The organism is Sporosarcina sp. Y1004 (assembly GCF_057669665.1).
Genome location: NZ_JBYHFQ010000005.1, coordinates 108,013 through 126,171 on the forward strand (window position 1 = coordinate 108,013; position 18,159 = coordinate 126,171).

Below are 18,159 nucleotides of genomic sequence, written 5' to 3' on the forward strand. Positions count from 1 at the left end.
TAGCTACACAGTTATGAATTAATCAATTTAGGGAATTCTAATTAAATGGCTAAAAAGGGAGGGTATTTTTGTGCGACATTGGATTTTTTTTCCGATGTATATCATCACATTGTCGTTTCTATTCTTTACTGTTGTTGTAGCAAAGGAAGAACCATCAAGAGAAACAATTCTGGAAGAACGAATGCAATATTATTTACGTTTCGAGAATGTAACTGTTCCGTGGTATTATTTAGCCGCCGTCGATCAGTATGAACGTAATATCCAACAGGTTCGAACTGATATACCCAAGAAAGATGGAACCATCGCAATCCACTTTTTAGATGAGTATTGGATTGGCTCACTTAATCCAGATAAAGACGATACATCTTCTGAATCGATTGCCTACTTTGGCGGAAATGGCCTTGATGGTAATGGAGACGGTGTTGCAGATAATAATAATGCAGAAGATGTGCTTTTTACAATGGCCACTTACTTAAGTAAGTATGGACAAGAAGAAGAGGATTTCAAATTAGCTTTAGAAAATTATTACAAGCGTGAAGAAACTGTTAGGCAAATCATGACGATCGCGAAACTGTATAAGCACTATGAAACGCTGGATCTGGATGAACATGCTTTCCCTATTCCCACCAATTATAATTATAGTTACAATGGAACCTGGGGGGCAAAAAGAGGCTGGGGCGGCCGAAGAATTCATGAAGGAACCGATTTATTTGCAGGTTATGGTGTCCCCGTGCGAGCCACGTCTTACGGAGTGGTTGAAATAATGGGCTGGAATGAATTTGGAGGTTGGCGGGTCGGCATTCGTGATACGCATAATACGTACCACTATTTTGCCCATTTAGCTTATTTCAATAAAGACATCAAAGAAGGTGACATCGTTGAACCAAGAACAATCATCGGTTCAGTCGGTAGCTCAGGTTATGGCAAAGAAGGGACATCTGGTCGCTTTCCTCCCCATCTCCACTACGGGATGTACAAATATAACGGACGGACAGAATGGGCTTTTGATCCGTATCCTTCACTCAAAGTTTGGGAAAGACAAGATAAGCAGAGATGAATAAAAGTGTAAAGCATCGGTTATCATACCGGTGCTTTTATTTTCGAATTTGTTTCCCCCTCTTATCTTCCCAACGTCTATCATCAATAATTACCATAAAAAGATTTTAATTGAGTAATTTTTCATGGTAAAAAGCCGCACCCCTTCATAAAGGTCGCGGCTTTTATTTATTCAATTCATCAATTCTGCAACAATTTCATAAGAACGCAATCGATCTTCATGATTGAATATTTGCGTGTTAATAATTAATTCGTCTGCTCTCGTTTCTTGAATGAAACTTTCGAGCTTTTGTTTTACAGTTTCCGGACTGCCGACGATTGTTGTACGAGAATCAAGCGTTTGCGCAATAGATGCCTTTTGTTGTGGTGACCAAAAGTCTTCGATATTGTCGACGGGTGGTTTTAGTTGTGACGGCATTCCCGTAGTGATACCAAGGAATTGTAGTTGCTGTGAAGTTGCCAACCATTGCGCCTTCTCATCCGTCTCCGCTGCGATGACGTTGACGCCGAGCATGGCATATGGTTCCTTAAGAAATTTAGATGGTTTGAAATTTTGATGGTAAAGCTGCATAGCAGCCATTGTATAGGCTGGCGCAAAATGACTTGCAAAAGAGAATGGCAAACCTTTCTGCGCTGCGAGCTGTGCACTGAAACCGGATGAACCAAGAAGCCAAATCGGAATATCAAGCCCTTCACCTGGAAATGCGCGAACACGGGCTGATCTGTCCGGTTCAAAATAAGCTTGAAGTTCCGCCAACTGTTCCGGAAAATCATCGCCAGTGCTTTGCATAGTACGGCGCAGCGCATAGGCTGTTGCCTGATCCGAACCAGGTGCACGGCCTAACCCCAGATCGATTCTTCCCGGATAAATCGATTCGAGTGTACCGAACTGCTCGGCAATAACAAGCGGCGCATGGTTAGGTAGCATAATCCCTCCCGAACCGACGCGAATCCGATTTGTTGCTCCAGCAATATGCCCGATAAGGACTGATGTCGCAGAACTTCCAATACCTGGCATATTGTGATGCTCAGCAAGCCAGTAGCGGTTGAATCCCAATCGCTCGACGTGTTGTGCCAATTCTGCACTATTTTTGAAGGACTGCGTTGCGTTGCTGCCTTCATTTATCGGAGAAAGATCTAGAACTGAAAGTGGAATCGAATTGAATTTTTTTATATTATCTACAACCAAATCTAATCACTCCTTATTTTGTTCTCACTAGAAAGGATACCGTTCCTGCAAGCATTGTTCTATCAATTGGTCTCAGAAAAAATTGATATCTTTAAAAATGCTGCTTGACATTCGTTTTTCATTTGTTATGATTAATTCTAATTCCATAACTAATCTAACTATTTTGATGGAGACACACTTTATCTACTGAAATCTCAAGAGAGCTGATGGATGGTGCAAATCAGTGATTTCTTTGTAGAGTAGCACTCCGGAATAGATAAGCCGAAACATTTAGTAGGTTTATCCGTCACATGCGCGTTAAGCATGCTAACTAAGACTGTCGCTTTTATTGGACAGTAAAAAGGGTGGTACCGCGTGAGTATTAGAGCTTTTCGCCCCTTACATTCATTTGTAAGGGGAGGAAGGCTTTTTTTATATTTATTTTTATTTCCATAATCGAGAGGAGAATGAAGATGTTACAAGACCAAATGCTACTACGAATTCCGGGACCGAGCCCCATCCCACCAAGTGTACAACGGGCGATGAGTCAACCAATGATCGGCCACCGGGGACAAGAGACATCGACTATGCTTAGAAATATCAAGCCTGGACTGCAAAAGGTTTTTGGCACGAGTCAAGACGTTCTAATATTGACCGGCAGCGGGACGGCTGGTTTGGAAGCTGCCGTTGTAAATATTGTCAATCCCGGCGATGAAGTATTAGTCGTTGTAACAGGAGCTTTCGGTGAACGTTTCACAAAAATTTGTGAAGCTTACAATATCAAGGTTCATAGTGTGGATGTCGAATGGGGACAAGCACTGGATCCTTTGCAGATTAAAGGTCTATTGCAAAATAACCCCGATATTAAAGCCGTATTTTCTACATATTGTGAGACGTCAACGGGTGTATTGAATCCTATTAAGGAGCTGGCACAAGCAGTTCATGAAGTGTCGGATGCTTTAATCATTGTAGATGGCGTTTCTTGTGTCGGTGGTGTAGAGACGAAAATGGATGACTGGGGAATCGACGTATTAGTGACAGGTTCTCAAAAAGCGTTCATGCTTCCAGCAGGGCTCGCTTTTATCGCAGCGAGCGACCGCGCATGGAACATCATTGAAAACAATCCCCAACCTCGCTATTATTTGGATTTAATTAGATATCGTGACAATTTGTTAAAAGATACAACTCCATTTACACCTGCATTATCTTTGTTATTCGGTCTGGAACAAGTGCTTCAACTAATGGAGAATGAAGGATTCGAACAAGTGAACGCACGTCACACTTTGATGATGAATATGACGCGCGCCGCTTTCCGAGCGTTAGGAATCCCTTTACTAACAAGTGACAAGGATGCCTCCCCCACTGTCACTGCCGTAAAACCGGATGATTTCGATGCAGAAGCGTTTAGAAAAGTCATTAAACAAGAATTTGGTTTAATTGTTGCAGGCGGACAACAACATTTAAGCGGAAAAATATTCCGCATTGGCCATATGGGTTACTGTTCACCAGCAGATGTTCTGCAAACGATAAGTGCAATGGAAATCGGCCTACTCAAAATCGGCAAAAAGATAGATTTAGGTAAAGGGACTGCAGCAGCACAGCAAGTCTACGTAAACGAAGGAGTGTTGGTCTAAATGACTTTTAATATACTAATCAGCGATCCATTAAGTGAAGATGGTATTTATCCATTAAGACAAGCTGAAGGTTTGAACATCGTTATTGAAACAGGTTTCTCACCAGAACAATTGGCTGATAACATTAAAGATTATGACGCACTGCTTGTCCGTAGCCAAACACAAGTGACACGTGAAATCATTGAAAAAGCGACAAATTTGAAGATCATAGGACGTGCTGGTGTCGGCGTCGATAACATCGATTTGGATGCGGCAACTGAACACGGAATTATCGTCGTCAACGCTCCAGATGGCAATACGAACTCTGCTGCTGAACATACAATGGCAATGTTGATGGCTCTAGCACGTAAAATACCACAGGCATTCAATTCGTTGAAAAATCAACAATGGGACCGTAAATCATTTATTGGCGTTGAATTAAAAAACAAGACGCTAGGTGTTGTAGGACTAGGACGAATTGGAGCGGAAGTTGCAGCAAGAGCGAAAGGACAACGCATGAATGTCATTGCCTATGATCCTTTTTTAACTGAAGAAAAAGCGAAAAAAATGGGAATTACAGCAGGTTCTGTTGAAGACGTGCTAAAAGCCGCTGACTTCATAACTGTTCATACCCCACTTCTAAAAGATACTCGTCACATGATCAATAAAGAAGCATTCGACTTGATGAAAGATGGCGTCCAGATCATTAACTGTGCACGAGGCGGTATTATCGACGAAGATGCACTCTATGATGCCATTGTTGATAAAAAAGTAGCAGGTGCTGCACTCGACGTTTTTGAAACAGAGCCATTTGTTGGTCATAAACTGCTGACACTTCCCGAAGTAATTGCAACTCCTCACCTAGGTGCAAGTACGATTGAAGCGCAAGAAAGTGTGGCAATCGACGTAAGCCAAGATGTTGTAACATTTTTAAACGGCGGAGCTGTCCAGAATCCTGTTAATCTGCCTTCCGTTTCTAAAGAAGCACTTGCCAAAGTTGAGCCATTCTTTAACTTAGTTGAAAAACTTGGTGTATTCCTGTCCCATTTAGCAGAAGGCGTCATTCAAGAGGTAAATATATATTACTCAGGAAATCTCGCAGAATCTGATGTCCGCCCTTTAACTCGAAACACGCTAAAAGGACTTTTAAAACGTAACCTCGGTACACATGTGAATGATGTAAACGCGAAATTTTTGGCAGACCGTTTTGACATCAAGGTAAATGAACATAAAACTTCAACATCTAAAGGCTTTTCAAATTTAGTTACTGTAGAAGTATCGACAACGAAAGGTTTACGACGTGTTGCCGGAACTTTGCTTAACGGTTTAGGCGCACGTATTGTGAAAGTCGATGACAACCTCGTAGATGTTACACCTGAAGGTCACTTGTTGTTCATTAACCATAAAGATCAGCCCGGTGCCATCGGGCGAGTTGGAACGTTGCTAGCAATTGAAAACATCAATATTGCGACGATGCAGGTTGGTCGATCGAATGTCGGCGGAGATGCCATAATGATGCTAACCGTTGATAATCATGTTGAACAGAATAATGTTGATCGATTGAAAAAGCTTGAAGATATTTTCGATGTTATTGCAATAGACTTGTGAGTTTTATTTAGAAAACGGACTTACTTGATCACAAACTCCACTATTTCCATAAAAAGAACGAGCATCATTTTACATTGATGCTCGTTCTTTTTTCAGTATATAACTGATACATGTCTATTGGGTTAAAACGTTTTACGCATAGACTTCATGAGAAAGCTAACAATAATCACAAAAATTAGTGCCCCAATAATAGCAGGAACAATATAAAAGTCCGCAAGTTTAGGTCCCCAATTCCCCAGCAATCTTCCACCAATCCATGCACCAATTACACCAGCTATGACGTTACCTATGACTCCGCCCGGCATATCTTTACCTAAAATGATTCCTGCAAACCATCCAATAATTCCGCCTAGAATTAAAAATAATATCAAACCCATACTGTACATCTCCTTTTAAGTATTTTGGATTTTCATGAATCATTATTCCAATGACTATAGTAATTGAAACTTCGGGAAGGAGAACTATACCTAAACCTCACACTAAATTAATACGCTTCAGAAACTATGATTATACCTTTTCGATAATACTCTAAAAAAAAGATCTATTCACAATAGTGAATAGATCCGGGAAATCCTTAAGTATGGAATTGTTTAGTCTCCAAGTTTCAAAGTCCTACGCGCCATAGGATTTCCCACTAGTTGACAGTTTACTTTTTCCTCAACTCTTCTAGTATGGGAAATAGTTCTTCTAAATGACATATCTCATAAGTGGGTATTACTTCTTCACTTGGTTGTTTATCCTCACGATTAATCCATACAGAACGCATTTCCACTCGAGAGGCACCTAAAATATCTGTCATCAAATTATCTCCAACCATGATTGCTTCATCTGCTTTTACATCAGTCTCAGTGAGTATGTGGTGGAAAATCGATGGATCTGGCTTTCCAATTCCAAATGCGCCCGAAATGATAATCTTTTCAAAGTAAGGTGCTATTTCCGATGTGATTTCCAGTTTTGTATATTGCAAACTTGGAGAACCATTTGTCAGTAAAATGAGTTTGTATGTATCTTTCAAAAGGTCTAGCACTTTTAATGATTCTTCATATACAAATGGATGTTTTTTCCTTTCCTCCGGGAATAGTTCTGCTAATTCACTTCCTAGTTTTACATCGTCAATACCTAGCCGCTTAAGTCCTCTCGTCCACGCTTCCATACGATAGCTTGGAACAATTTCTTTCATTCTCTGGAAGGAGTCGCCTTCATCATTAAAATCCCCCCAAAGACCTTCAAAAGGATTAATACCGATTGTTTGTGTGAATTCATATATATCATAAGTTTCATAAAGTTTCCTGGCTTCGAACCTGACAGCTTCTTCAAGTACCACCGGATCAATATCATGTTTTTGTGCGGCATTTTCACAGGTTTTCTTGAATGCAACTGCCACACTTTTATTATCCCATAGCAACGTATCATCCAAATCAAAAATAATTGCTTTAATCATAAATGACCATCCCCTATTTGTTTTATATATAAGTATACATTAGATTACAAATTCTTTATCCAAACTACAAATATCAGTATTGTTAAAAATGCATATAGTTGATATCAGTTTGGGTTGTTTGTCGTTTAACTACTAAATGCTTTGCTTCATTCAAAGAAAAGGATAGCACCTTAGAGGGCTACCCTTTTCTACTTTCTTATTGAAGAAACGGTTACGCTTTTACCGGTTCAGTAACTTTGACTACCCAACCAAATGGATCTTCTACTTTTCCAGTTTGAATACCTGTGAGTGTATCATAAAGTTTTTTAGATAATTCACCGGTTTCATTATTATTAACGACCATTATTTCATCGCCCCAATTAAGTTCTCCAATTGGTGAAACAACCGCTGCCGTTCCTGTACCAAACGCTTCTTCTAACGTACCATCCATGTGTGCTTGCCTTAATTCTACCATTGAAATTTTACGTTCAACGACTGGGATATCCCAGTGTTTAAGTAATTGAAGGATTGACTTTCTCGTAATCCCTTCCAATATGCTGCCATTCAGAACTGGTGTTATGACTTCACCGTTTATTTTGAAAAAGACGTTCATGCTACCAACTTCTTCAATGTACTTTCGCTCTACTCCATCAAGCCAAAGAACTTGTGAATAGCCTTTTTTACTCGCTATCTCCTGTGCTCTCAGTCCTGACGCATAGTTGCCTGCTGTTTTTGCATTTCCTGTTCCGCCAGCTACTGCGCGCACATATTCATTTTCAACTAAAATTTTAACCGGATGGATTCCTTCTTTATAATAAGATCCAACAGGTGAAAGAATAATGATGAATTTATATTTCTTAGATGGTGCAACACCAAGATACGGTTCAGTTGCGACCATGAAAGGTCTTATATAAAGTGAAGTTCCTTCTGTTTCTGGAATCCAGTCTTTATCAACAGTAATTAATTGTTCCAAAGCTTCAATTGCAATCTCTTCGTCGAAATGCGGCATACACAAGCGTTCGCCCGATCTATTCATGCGTTTCATGTTTTCTTCCGGACGAAACAGCAGGACTTGGCCATTCTGACCTACATAAGCTTTTAGTCCTTCAAATACCGTCTGGCCGTAGTGGAAAACAGTGGATGCCGGATCCAACTCAAGTGGTGCGTACGGAACAATTCGATGATCCGTCCAACCTTGTCCTTCACAATAGTCAGCCACAAACATATGGTCAGAAAATACTCTCCCGAATTCCAATTGGTCGGATGATGGCTGTTGTTTTTTCGTTTCGCTTAATGTGACTGTAATTGTACGGGTCGTCATAATATGTGCATCTCCCTATTCCTAATTTTCCGGCCATTCGCTCTGGCCATTTCCGTATAGTTGTCGAATTAAAAGGAATACCTAGTTAAGCGACGTGTAACCACTTTAACCATATTCCTTTATTTGGATACAATCGATAAAATCATTATCTAATAATATTGATTATATCAACTTCTTTATAAATAAGCTATCTAATCCCTATAAAAAAGTATTTGTAAGTGAAAATGTTTTTTAACGAAATTGCTGAGTTGATGAAGATCTTCCGGGCCACACTAAGGATGAATCATCAATTCCATTTTAAAGGAGGAGCAAGAATGTCCAAACATTATTTCATCGGTATAAAAATACCATCGACTTTAGAAAATCATGTTGAGGGTTTCAGGAATAAATATGAACTACAAACAGCTTATAAAGTAATTCCGCATATAGAGGATTTGCACGTAACTTTGCTGTATATAGGACCCCTGTCGGAGCAACATTTGCCTTTCCTAACGGATAGACTTTCGGTAATTGCAGCTGGTCATGAACCCTTTCACATGCATATCAATGGTTTATCCTATTTTGGTCCGGCGTCAGGTCCGCGAGTTGTCTATTTGACTGTAAGCGAAACCTTGGAATTGCCATCTTTACAAAGAGAAATTGAGATCACTGTCGCCAAACAACTTGATATGCCAATCTCTGATCGATTCACTCCCCACGTCACAATCGCAAAAAAAAGGAAGACGAAGGATAAACTGACCATTCAAAATGAAAATTTTGCACCGATTAAAGTTCCAGTCCTCTCGTTTTCCCTGTTCACGATACATCCGGAAAAGTCTCCCAAATATGAGGCAATAAAAACGTTCCAACTGCAATCATAGGATGAAAACTAAATCATAAAACATATTACCTAGTGAAATTCAGGTTGAATTTCTTACCTTACTTGTTAATAGTCAAAAATAATTAGTATTATTGAAACCCAACGATTAGTAAGGATGTGAAGAAATATGGATTTTTTTCATGGACAAGAAACACTCACGTCAATCCAGTGGATTATACGGGCAATAATTTCATTTCTCTTCTTACTATTCGCAACTAAAATAATGGGAGCACGATCTATTTCACAGTTGCGACTAATCGATTTCACCGTTGCTTTAATTCTCGGAAATATTATTGCTCATCCATTATCAGATGAAAAATTGGGGATGAAAGGATCCTTGATAACAACGACAGTGTTAATTGTCTTATACATTATTTTTGTTTTCTTGAGTTTAAAATGGGACACATTCAGAAAGTGGTTTGAACCATCTCCTTATCCACTGATTAATAACGGTGAAATAGTTTATATGAACTTAGCAAAAGCACGGATTACACTCAATCATTTATTGTCAGAATTGCGAAAGGAAAGTATTGACGATGTCCAAAATGTTGCTCTTGCACAATGGGAGCCGGATGGAACCATTTCATTTTTCCTGTCGCCTCAACTCCAAGCACTGACTCGAGAAGACATACAATTGATAAAAAAACCATATTCTTTTCAAAGTATAATCATTAAAGAAGGGAAAATCGATTTTCAGGAATTACATCATTTAGGTAAGGACAATCAATGGCTGGAACATAAAGTTGCAATCTATAACGTGGAATTAAATGACATTTTACTCGCTACACTTGATGATAGCGACGATATGAAGATTTATTTGTATGACTAATTCAGCATGTGTGGTAGTTTCGAAGGAATAGCAAAGTTGCAACTACAAACTTAACAGGTACTTGAAAAAGTTAACCCAAATCGATGGTGACTGGCACCGTGATTCAGTTTTCCGATTCAGCCACCCTTTTTACTCGTTCTAGAAATTCAACAACAACTTTATCGTTAGAAAACAGTAAAAACAACTTCACAAACCATTTTAAAGGTCGATTCGTCATAGTATAGGAAAAAGAGGTTTTATGCTCACTGAGCTTAACCAATTCATAATACGCTGTAATTTCAAACATATTAGCAAGCGTGAAACCGGCTTTCATCTTTTTTTCATTTGGTAAATCTTGATATTGTAACGTTTTTACTTCGTACTCCATTACGCGCTTACCTTCTTTATATTTTTGCAAATACACACTTCCAACCTTTTCGTCTGTTATTGTTATTGGTTTGTTATCAACCACTTGCGGCATTATTTTCCTCATATTTTCTGTAGTTCCATCAAAAAACTTCCAGACCTGTTCAATTGGTGCATCAATCTCGATTTCTTTTGTCCATTGTTTCAATATAAAAACCACCTTTAAAATTTTTCCACCTACTAGTAAGTATCTAACTTTATCACACCAAATGACTAAATAATTATATACCTCCAAAAAAAGGAAAACAGTATAAGTGAACTCACTTCACTCATCTGCTTTCCTTACTATCTTTCGGCCAGATTAGAGCACTTTACTTAAAAATGCTTTTGTCCGCTCATTTTTGGGATTATTAAATACTTGGCCAGGTATACCTTCTTCCACAATAACTCCTTGATCCATGAACAATAGGCGGTCGCCCATCTCTCTTGCAAATCCCATTTCATGCGTGACAACGACCATCGTCATCCCTTCAATAGCTAGCTGTTTCATGACATCCAGCACTTCCTTCACCATTTCCGGATCGAGTGCAGAAGTTGGTTCATCAAATAGCATAATTTTTGGTTGCATCGCTAATGCCCTTGCAATCGCAACCCGCTGCATCTGCCCACCGGATAATTGTTCAGGGTATGAATTCGCTTTATCAGCAAGCCCAACCTTTTTTAACAATTGATGAGCCAATAGTTCTGCATCAGCAGGATTCATTTTACGGATTTTTCTTGGTGAAATTGTAATGTTATCGATTACCCGCATATGTGGAAATAAGTTAAATTGTTGAAAAACCATTCCCACATCTTTTCGAATTTCATTGATATCCGTTTTTGGATCATTTACTTTTACGCCATCAATATAGACATTCCCAGCTGTGATGTCTTCCAATAGGTTTATACAACGTAAAAATGTGCTTTTCCCAGAACCGCTTGGACCAATAACGCAAATGACTTCCTTTTCCTTCACTTCATAATCGATTCCCTTTAAAACATCTAACTGCCCAAATGATTTATAAAGGCCTTGTACTTTAATCACTCGATCACCTTCCTACTTAACGCCTACTCGAAAATATTTTCTTTCTTTGTGTGGGAACATAACTATTACTGAACCGATTTTCAACATACGTAATAATTTTTCCAAAGATATACGTTAGACATAGATATAGAATGGCAACCGTGATATAGGGTTCCCAAAATCTTGAATAAGCTCCCGCGACTACTTTCCCTGCATATAATAAATCATTTGCAGCGATAATCGTGACTAATGAAGAATCTTTGAGAAGTGCAATTAATTCATTACCAAGCGGTGGAACCATTCGCCTAAAAGCCTGTGGGAGTATAATATTTTTCATTGCAACATTTTGTGTCATCCCCAAAGACCTTGCTGCTTCCATCTGTCCTTTCTCAATTGACTGAATGCCCGCTCGGATAATTTCCGCATTGTATGCAGCACTATTTAAAACAAGAGCAAGTGCACCCGAAACAAAATAACCTAATGAGTGACCGAAAATCCCAGGAATAAGTGCTAAATGTATTAGTAGAATCTGTACGAGTAATGGTGTTCCGCGAAAGAAGTCTACATAGTATTTGGAAGGGTAATAAATCCACTTTTTCTTGGATAATTTCCCCATGCCTACGAATAGGCCTAATACAAAACCTCCCAAATAACCAACAATGGTAAGTGCTAAAGTAATTCCTATTCCACGAATGAACAATTCGCGATAGTTCCAAATCATATCCCATCTTATATCTAGGAAATCCAATTCAATCACTCCCATGTAATGACTTGCTGTATGCAAACCGTTTTTAATAAAAACGATTACTCAACATCAAATCCTGTGATTTCCTTCAATTCCCCAGATTCTTTTATTTTCTTTATTCCTTCATTTAACATTTCAAGTATTTCCGTATTCCCTTTTTTAACCATTAATCCATAATACTCTTTTTCGAAACTGTCATCTTCTATCGTTTTAACCTTTACGTTTGGATTATTTGCTTTGTAATCAATAATGACTGCATTGTCGCCTATGGATGCATCAGCATTTCCGTTAATCATTTCACTAATTGCTAGAGGCATAGACTCCGTAGCAACGATTTTAGAACTTGTATTCCCTAAAAGTTCCTTTGTCACGATATGACCCGTTGTATTGATTTGAACAGATACTCGTTTGTCTTTCAATTCCTCAAAGTTCGTGACTTTTGAATCTTCAGGAACTAGAATCAATTGATTCGCTATGAAATAGGGATCAGAGAAATCGTACGATTCCTTCCGTTCATCCGTAATTGTAATTGAAGAAACTGCGAAGTCTACTTCCCCACCTTTTAATGCTGGAAAAAGAGGCTCCCAACCATAGTTTTTAAATTCAACTTCAAATCCCGCTGCTTCTGCAATCGCTTTCACGATATCAATATCGATACCTACGATATTACCTTTTTCATCCATGTACTCCATCGGCGCATACGTAGCATCTGTCCCGACTTTTAACACTCTTTTTTCGCTAGCTCCATCTGTCGATGTCCCAGAATCTTCCTCAGCTGTTCCGCAGGCAAATAATAGAATGCTTACACTTGCCAATAATAGTCCTAGAGTTAAAATGCGCAATTTTTTTGTCATTCTTTTTTCCCCCTTGTATTTTCGAGTTTTCGAACACAAACCGATAGAGTTATCCGAAAGTTCAGGATAGTAGTTTTATTATATACGAGTCGTCTTTCCTATACAATAGGGAGATTGGAGATATGAAGTTGAATTATTCAGGTATTTTTATAGTATAAGAGTCACGGATAAGAAATATAGTTAACACTTCGTCCATCGTGCGTTGAATCGCTTCGTAACTCAACGCAAGCTAACCATATTTGTAGCACTGGTAATATGCAGTTCATGCATCGGTCTAGTCATAGTCACATAAAGCAATTTCCGATCGATATGGTGATTGCGGAATGGCTCGTTAAAAGAGGCAACAATGACCGCATCGAATTCTAGCCCTTTCGCCAAATGACTTGGAATGATGAGTAGACACTCATCGCTGATACCAGATTGTTCTCCGAGCAATTGGACTGGCATCCCGAACTTTTCAAGATGGCTATGAATCTTCTCCGCATCTTTCCGTGTTTTGCAGATAAGCGCTACTGATTGATGTCCGCGTTCAATAATCCCATCATAGATGCCCTTAATCCTGACACTATCAAACTCAGGCATATCGTAGAATTCAGGATCTCTCCCATGGCGTACGACAGGCTCTACAAGCGGCAAATCTTCATCCATCTGCGTAAGCACTTGATTGGCCAGATTCATTATTTCAATTGTTGTCCGATAGCTTTTTTGAAGTGTCGTATAAGTTGCTCGCGGAAATAATGTCTTAACAGGTTCCCATGATGTTAATGATCTATAACTATGGATTCCCTGGGCTAGATCTCCAACCATCGTAAACATATCTGTCTCAAGTCCATCTTGTAATGCGGCAAGCTGAAACTCGCTATAATCCTGTACTTCGTCAATGAAGACAACCCTCATCTTCCACTTATCCGCAACTCCTTTTAATAACGCATGCAAGTAATAAATAGCTGCTAAATCCTCAATTTCCCACGTTTCTTTTTCATGTGTTGTGAAAAAAGCCTCTCTCTCACTGTCGGACCACTCAGGCGCGAGCTCTGTTTGCAACTGCTTATTTGACAGCCAATCCCGATACAATTTTTTCACATTAAATTTTTTGAATCTACGCATGTAGGCGGAAGTAGTCGTTTTTCCTTCCTTTTCAATGATGGGAAGCCTTTCGTCACGCTCCTCCAGAATTCTTGTGAGCTTGGTTCTCCGTTTCTCTTCATCCCGAATTCCGTAAAGTGCTTTATCAAGTGCGGCATCGTATTTTGTTGTCAGCATATTCATAAGCTGCTTCCGTTTTCGCTTTACGTCACCATCGATGATGATCTTAATCCGCTCAATTCGTTTTTCTACTGGCATATATGAAAAATCTTTGAGAAAGAGCTGTCTCAAACGGGAGGCTTTCACGATTCGATACTTTTCAATGTAGACATCTTCAAACTGTTGAGCCATGTCGAGTTCCAATTTTTCTACATAACGTTGCATCATTCCCCTGTATTGAAGTGAACCCTTTAAGCGTGTCACAAATAGCAAACCCTTTTCTAAGGTTTCAGATTCAGTTAGCAGTTCTAGCTTGGCATCCGGATCTGTCAGCTTCAGTTTTAGCCCTGTCGCGTTCAGCACGTATTCCGTGTACGTAGTCTGACAGATACGTCCTACTCCTAGTTCTGGAAGTACGTCCGCGATATAATCCATGAATAACTTACTGGGTGCCAAAATCATTAATTTTTCAGACGGAAAGTTTTCACCCATTGTATAGAGGAAGTAGGAGATTCGATGGAGAGCGATTGTGGTCTTTCCACTTCCGGCTGCCCCTTGTACAATTATGGGCTGTTTCAAATTTGCTCGAATGATGGCGTTTTGTTCACTCTGAATCGTCGATACAATTTCAGTTAGCCGTGTATCAGCTTTTCCCGCAAGTGCCTCCTGTAAAAGTTCGTCATTCGTTGTCAGATCTACATCACGGATATCAAGCAACTCGCCCTTTTCAATTCGGTATTGCCGTTTGGAATAAAGGTGTCCTTCGAATTCTTCATCTCTTACTTTATAAGAAAGAGCACCGAGTCTACCATCATAGTAAACATTTGCCACAGGCGACCGCCAATCAACAATGATGGGCTCCTGCGTTTCACGGTGGAACAAAGAAGTCTTGCCGATATAAAGCATTTCATCTGCTTCATCTTCCTTTTGAAAATGAATGCGGGCAAAATAGGGCTTTTGCTGAATCGCTTCAAGCCCTTCTCTCTGGGATCGGGCCATTTCAAAAAATCTAGCGTTTGTTAAAATGTTGATGTAGCTTAAACTAGAGTCTAAATAATCCAAGTCTGCCATTGACTGTCGTATCTGCTCTTGAGAAGATTTCACATCACGAATTGTTTCTTCCAGTAGTTTTTGCATATATTGTTTTGTGTAATCTAAACGTTCTGATTCAAATTCGAAGTCAGGATGTTTCTGCATCATAACAGGCCCTCCATTTTACGTATTTGCGTTCTATTTTGTCATTTCGTTTCATTTCGTTTGACAGTTTTTTGCGGAAATTGGATAGCATTGTATTTTATCATTGTTACCAATCCAGTGCAATCCACTTTTGCGCAGTACTAAAGCATTCAAAACTGGAAATGAATCATTAAATCTATTCTCCTACAAGAAAGAAAAGCCGTTCATCACTAAATGATGAACGGCTTTTCTGCTTCTATGTTTGTTTAGTTTTCTGCAAATATAAAGTTACTGCCCATTAGTTGCTTACATTGTTTCTTCACTTCACTAACCTTTTTTGCCAAATCATATGTAGTTTGAAAATGATGATTCATTATACCGGCGATTGAAATTGTCAACAATGGAAACAACTCATCTTTTCCATGTCTATTTTTTGATGCAATCCATCCATTTTCAACGTCCTTTTTATTATAGAACTGTTTAACGGATGCTTCGAACTGGTCTATAATTTGCTCGCAATACATCACACTATTTTCTGAGGATACAACGGCAATGAAATCGTCTCCACCAATATGTCCTACAAATTCAGTCGGTAACACAATTCCCCTCAAAATATCGGCAAGTTTCATAAGCACCTTATCACCGTTCTCAAAACCATAAACATCGTTGAATGGCTTAAAATTATCTAAATCTAAATAAAGGATACCATAACCATCTGTTGTTTCAATACAGTGCTGTAACTGTTGCTCAATTAACAAATTACCAGGTAATTCGGTAAGCGGGTTCATATGTTTCGCAAAGTTAACTTCAATTTCCATCGTTTTCTCTAACAATTCTTTCACAGTAACAATTCCATAATACTGTCCGTTCTTCGTTACAGTAATAAAGTCATATAGGTGTTTTGGATTTCTCTTCATCGCAAGCTCTGAAACCTTGTGAAGGGGTGTATTGACATCCACTTGTAAAAAGTCATGATCCATTATTTCTGTTATTGCCTTATTGCTAAACAAACTATATCCATAAGGACCACTAATTTTAAAATGTAACTGATTTCGTGTAATGACACCCACCAACCGATTTTGATTAACGATGCAATAGCCCGGTAGAGTATGGTCTAGTTCCATTAATGATTTGACTTCATCGATTAACATCGTTTCGTCAAGCGTTACTAAGGGCGTCGCTATTTTTTTCACGAATGTATCCGTTATTCGATTCCTAGATTTACTTTGTTTACGCTTGTTTTCATCTACAATCAATGCAATTACCTCTTCCCTTATCGGTAATAGGTTGGATTTTGGCTTTTGGATAAAGTAGCCTTGGCCAAAATGAATGCCTAATTCAATGAGCTTAGACAATTCTTCCTTTGTTTCAATTCCTTCAGCAATGATACTTATCTGGGATATTGACGCAAATTCACATAAACTCTTGACAAGCGACTGTTTTGTTATATCACTATCAATATTGCGGATTAAATGCATATCCAACTTCATAAAGTGAGGGTGAATATCTGTTAATATATTCAAACCGGAATAGCCAGATCCTACATCATCAATTGCAATTTGATACAACTGCTCTTTATAGTGATTGATTGTATCTTTAAAGTGGGACAGTCTGGAAATGGCTTCTCTCTCCGTTATTTCAAAAACAATTCTTCCTGAATCCATATTAAACTTGCTTAAATATTCTCTAGTAAATCCATGCCTAAATTTTGGATCACTCATAATATTTGGATTTACGTTTAAAAATAACTTGCCTTCTGATTGAAGTTTATGAGCAGATTCCAATGCTCTTGAACGACATAAGTGTTCCAGATTCCAAAGTTGCCCCTGTTCCATTGCATAAGTAAATAGTTTTTCAGGGTTTTGTAGTGACGTATTGAATGGCCCTCGACTTAAAGCCTCATAACCCAGGACCTCACCATCTTCTAAAGATATAATCGGTTGGAAGACCGTTTGAATGTCTTTATTTCGAATGATGCTAAAAAGTAATTCTTGCAAATGATTTTCTTTTAACATGATCAATAGTACTCTCCCCATTCAATAGGTCATTATAATTAGTATATATACTATTCATTAATCCTTTGTCACAAGAAGGTAATTTTTGCGTAAAGAATTTGTAAACTGATAAGTGACTTTCAATTTTTAATAGAATTACATAATAGTGATCATTGTGTAGGTTTACTGTCCATTCATTTTGTTAAAAAGTCCATATGCTAATAAGAATGAAGAAAGGAGGTTATTATATGGATAAGCATTATAATCCGGACTGCCACTGCTCAAAAACAAGTCATCGACACGATTACGACCTTGATTACAAACATCGCTCGTGCACGCGATGTTGTTCGCATAAATGTAGTCCACATCAAGGCTGTCATGATAGATGTTCCTGTCACTGTCACCGTAGCCGTTGCAGTTGCCGTAAAAATTTGTGCGATACTGATTTCTCAATTCGACTAAGCGGGTTACAAGATGGGTTAAACTTCCGCCTACGTCAGCTACTATGGTGCGATGCTGAGTTCGAGTTAGAAGGCGGAAATACAGTCAAAGGGACGATTGTCACTGTAGGTTCCAATTTTGTTGAAGTACTTGTAGAAGAAACCTTTCCGTTAGAAAGCCCCGACCATGTTGAAGGGGAAATAGATGAAGCTTTCGAGGAAGACTTGGACAAAGAGTCAACAGAGAAAAAACCTGAAGAAGAAAACGAACTTGATGAGGAGTATGAAGAAAGGAAACATGAAAAAGGTAAGTCATGGATCTTTTCCGTTGATAAGATAGCAAATATTAAAGTGACTGGTTCTTGCCATCGTCAATGCACATGCTGTTAAATTTCTCAATATACAAAGCACGTCAGCCTAAAT

Annotated in this window: 16 protein-coding genes and 1 other annotated feature; of the genes, 6 read left to right on the plus strand and 10 right to left on the minus strand. The window is 38.8% G+C overall.

Features of this window, described 5'->3' with window-relative positions; all coding sequences use genetic code 11:
• Window positions 1–94 precede the first annotated feature (94 nt).
• Window positions 95–1,057: a M23 family metallopeptidase gene (locus AC25Y6_RS05500; protein WP_488142328.1), complete on the plus strand. Its 963-nt coding sequence runs from the start codon at window positions 95–97 to the stop codon at window positions 1,055–1,057.
• Window positions 1,058–1,228: 171 nt separating this feature from the next.
• Here AC25Y6_RS05500 and AC25Y6_RS05505 read toward each other — a convergent pair whose 3' ends face one another.
• Entirely contained in the window at window positions 1,229–2,245 is a 1,017-nt protein-coding gene (locus AC25Y6_RS05505) for an LLM class flavin-dependent oxidoreductase (protein ID WP_488142283.1), read from the minus strand.
• Between the two features lie 154 nt (window positions 2,246–2,399).
• Window positions 2,400–2,627 (plus strand) — a binding site (T-box leader).
• A 70-nt stretch (window positions 2,628–2,697) separates the two neighbouring features.
• On the opposite strand from AC25Y6_RS05505, the gene AC25Y6_RS05510 reads away from it, so the two are divergent.
• Together AC25Y6_RS05510 and serA are read left to right on the plus strand one after the other, a co-directional pair.
• Entirely contained in the window at window positions 2,698–3,858 is a 1,161-nt protein-coding gene (locus tag AC25Y6_RS05510; RefSeq protein ID WP_482105622.1) for a pyridoxal-phosphate-dependent aminotransferase family protein, read from the plus strand.
• Entirely contained in the window at window positions 3,859–5,445 is a 1,587-nt protein-coding gene (gene serA / locus AC25Y6_RS05515) for a phosphoglycerate dehydrogenase (RefSeq protein WP_488142284.1), read from the plus strand.
• A gap of 122 nt (window positions 5,446–5,567) precedes the next feature.
• Here the strand turns inward: serA and AC25Y6_RS05520 are convergent, their stop codons facing one another.
• From AC25Y6_RS05520 to AC25Y6_RS05530, 3 genes are all read right to left on the minus strand, one after another.
• Window positions 5,568–5,822: a GlsB/YeaQ/YmgE family stress response membrane protein gene (locus AC25Y6_RS05520; protein ID WP_482105621.1), complete on the minus strand. Its 255-nt coding sequence runs from the start codon at window positions 5,820–5,822 to the stop codon at window positions 5,568–5,570.
• Window positions 5,823–6,091: 269 nt separating this feature from the next.
• Window positions 6,092–6,886: an HAD family hydrolase gene (locus AC25Y6_RS05525; RefSeq protein ID WP_482105620.1), complete on the minus strand. Its 795-nt coding sequence runs from the start codon at window positions 6,884–6,886 to the stop codon at window positions 6,092–6,094.
• Window positions 6,887–7,097: 211 nt separating this feature from the next.
• Window positions 7,098–8,186 (minus strand): branched-chain amino acid aminotransferase, encoded by a 1,089-nt coding sequence (locus tag AC25Y6_RS05530; RefSeq protein ID WP_488142285.1) that lies wholly within the window; start codon window positions 8,184–8,186, stop codon window positions 7,098–7,100.
• Between the two features lie 314 nt (window positions 8,187–8,500).
• Between AC25Y6_RS05530 and thpR the strand changes: the two genes are divergently transcribed.
• Both thpR and AC25Y6_RS05540 read left to right on the plus strand, forming a co-directional pair.
• On the plus strand, window positions 8,501–9,046 hold the full coding sequence (gene thpR, locus AC25Y6_RS05535) for an RNA 2',3'-cyclic phosphodiesterase (RefSeq protein ID WP_488142286.1): 546 nt from the start codon (window positions 8,501–8,503) through the stop codon (window positions 9,044–9,046).
• A 126-nt stretch (window positions 9,047–9,172) separates the two neighbouring features.
• Window positions 9,173–9,874: a DUF421 domain-containing protein gene (locus tag AC25Y6_RS05540; RefSeq protein ID WP_488142287.1), complete on the plus strand. Its 702-nt coding sequence runs from the start codon at window positions 9,173–9,175 to the stop codon at window positions 9,872–9,874.
• Window positions 9,875–9,977: 103 nt separating this feature from the next.
• Here the strand turns inward: AC25Y6_RS05540 and AC25Y6_RS05545 are convergent, their stop codons facing one another.
• The 6 genes from AC25Y6_RS05545 to AC25Y6_RS05570 form a co-directional block, all read right to left on the minus strand.
• Window positions 9,978–10,427: an SRPBCC family protein gene (locus AC25Y6_RS05545; protein WP_488142288.1), complete on the minus strand. Its 450-nt coding sequence runs from the start codon at window positions 10,425–10,427 to the stop codon at window positions 9,978–9,980.
• 153 nt (window positions 10,428–10,580) lie between these two features.
• The gene (locus AC25Y6_RS05550; protein WP_488142289.1) at window positions 10,581–11,303 is read right to left on the minus strand and encodes an amino acid ABC transporter ATP-binding protein; all 723 of its coding nucleotides are present in this window, start codon (window positions 11,301–11,303) and stop codon (window positions 10,581–10,583) included.
• Window positions 11,304–11,319: 16 nt separating this feature from the next.
• Window positions 11,320–12,045: an amino acid ABC transporter permease gene (locus AC25Y6_RS05555; RefSeq protein WP_488142290.1), complete on the minus strand. Its 726-nt coding sequence runs from the start codon at window positions 12,043–12,045 to the stop codon at window positions 11,320–11,322.
• 41 nt (window positions 12,046–12,086) lie between these two features.
• Window positions 12,087–12,881, minus strand: a complete 795-nt coding sequence (locus tag AC25Y6_RS05560; RefSeq protein ID WP_482105614.1) for a basic amino acid ABC transporter substrate-binding protein — start codon at window positions 12,879–12,881, stop codon at window positions 12,087–12,089.
• Window positions 12,882–13,100: 219 nt separating this feature from the next.
• Window positions 13,101–15,326, minus strand: a complete 2,226-nt coding sequence (gene helD / locus AC25Y6_RS05565) for an RNA polymerase recycling motor HelD (RefSeq protein ID WP_488142291.1) — start codon at window positions 15,324–15,326, stop codon at window positions 13,101–13,103.
• Window positions 15,327–15,568: 242 nt separating this feature from the next.
• Window positions 15,569–17,338: an EAL domain-containing protein gene (locus tag AC25Y6_RS05570; protein ID WP_488142292.1), complete on the minus strand. Its 1,770-nt coding sequence runs from the start codon at window positions 17,336–17,338 to the stop codon at window positions 15,569–15,571.
• Between the two features lie 389 nt (window positions 17,339–17,727).
• Here AC25Y6_RS05570 and AC25Y6_RS05575 point away from each other — a divergent pair, with 389 nt between their 5' ends.
• A complete protein-coding gene (locus tag AC25Y6_RS05575; protein ID WP_488142293.1) occupies window positions 17,728–18,126 on the plus strand; it encodes a hypothetical protein in 399 nt (132 codons plus the stop codon).
• Window positions 18,127–18,159: the final 33 nt, after the last annotated feature.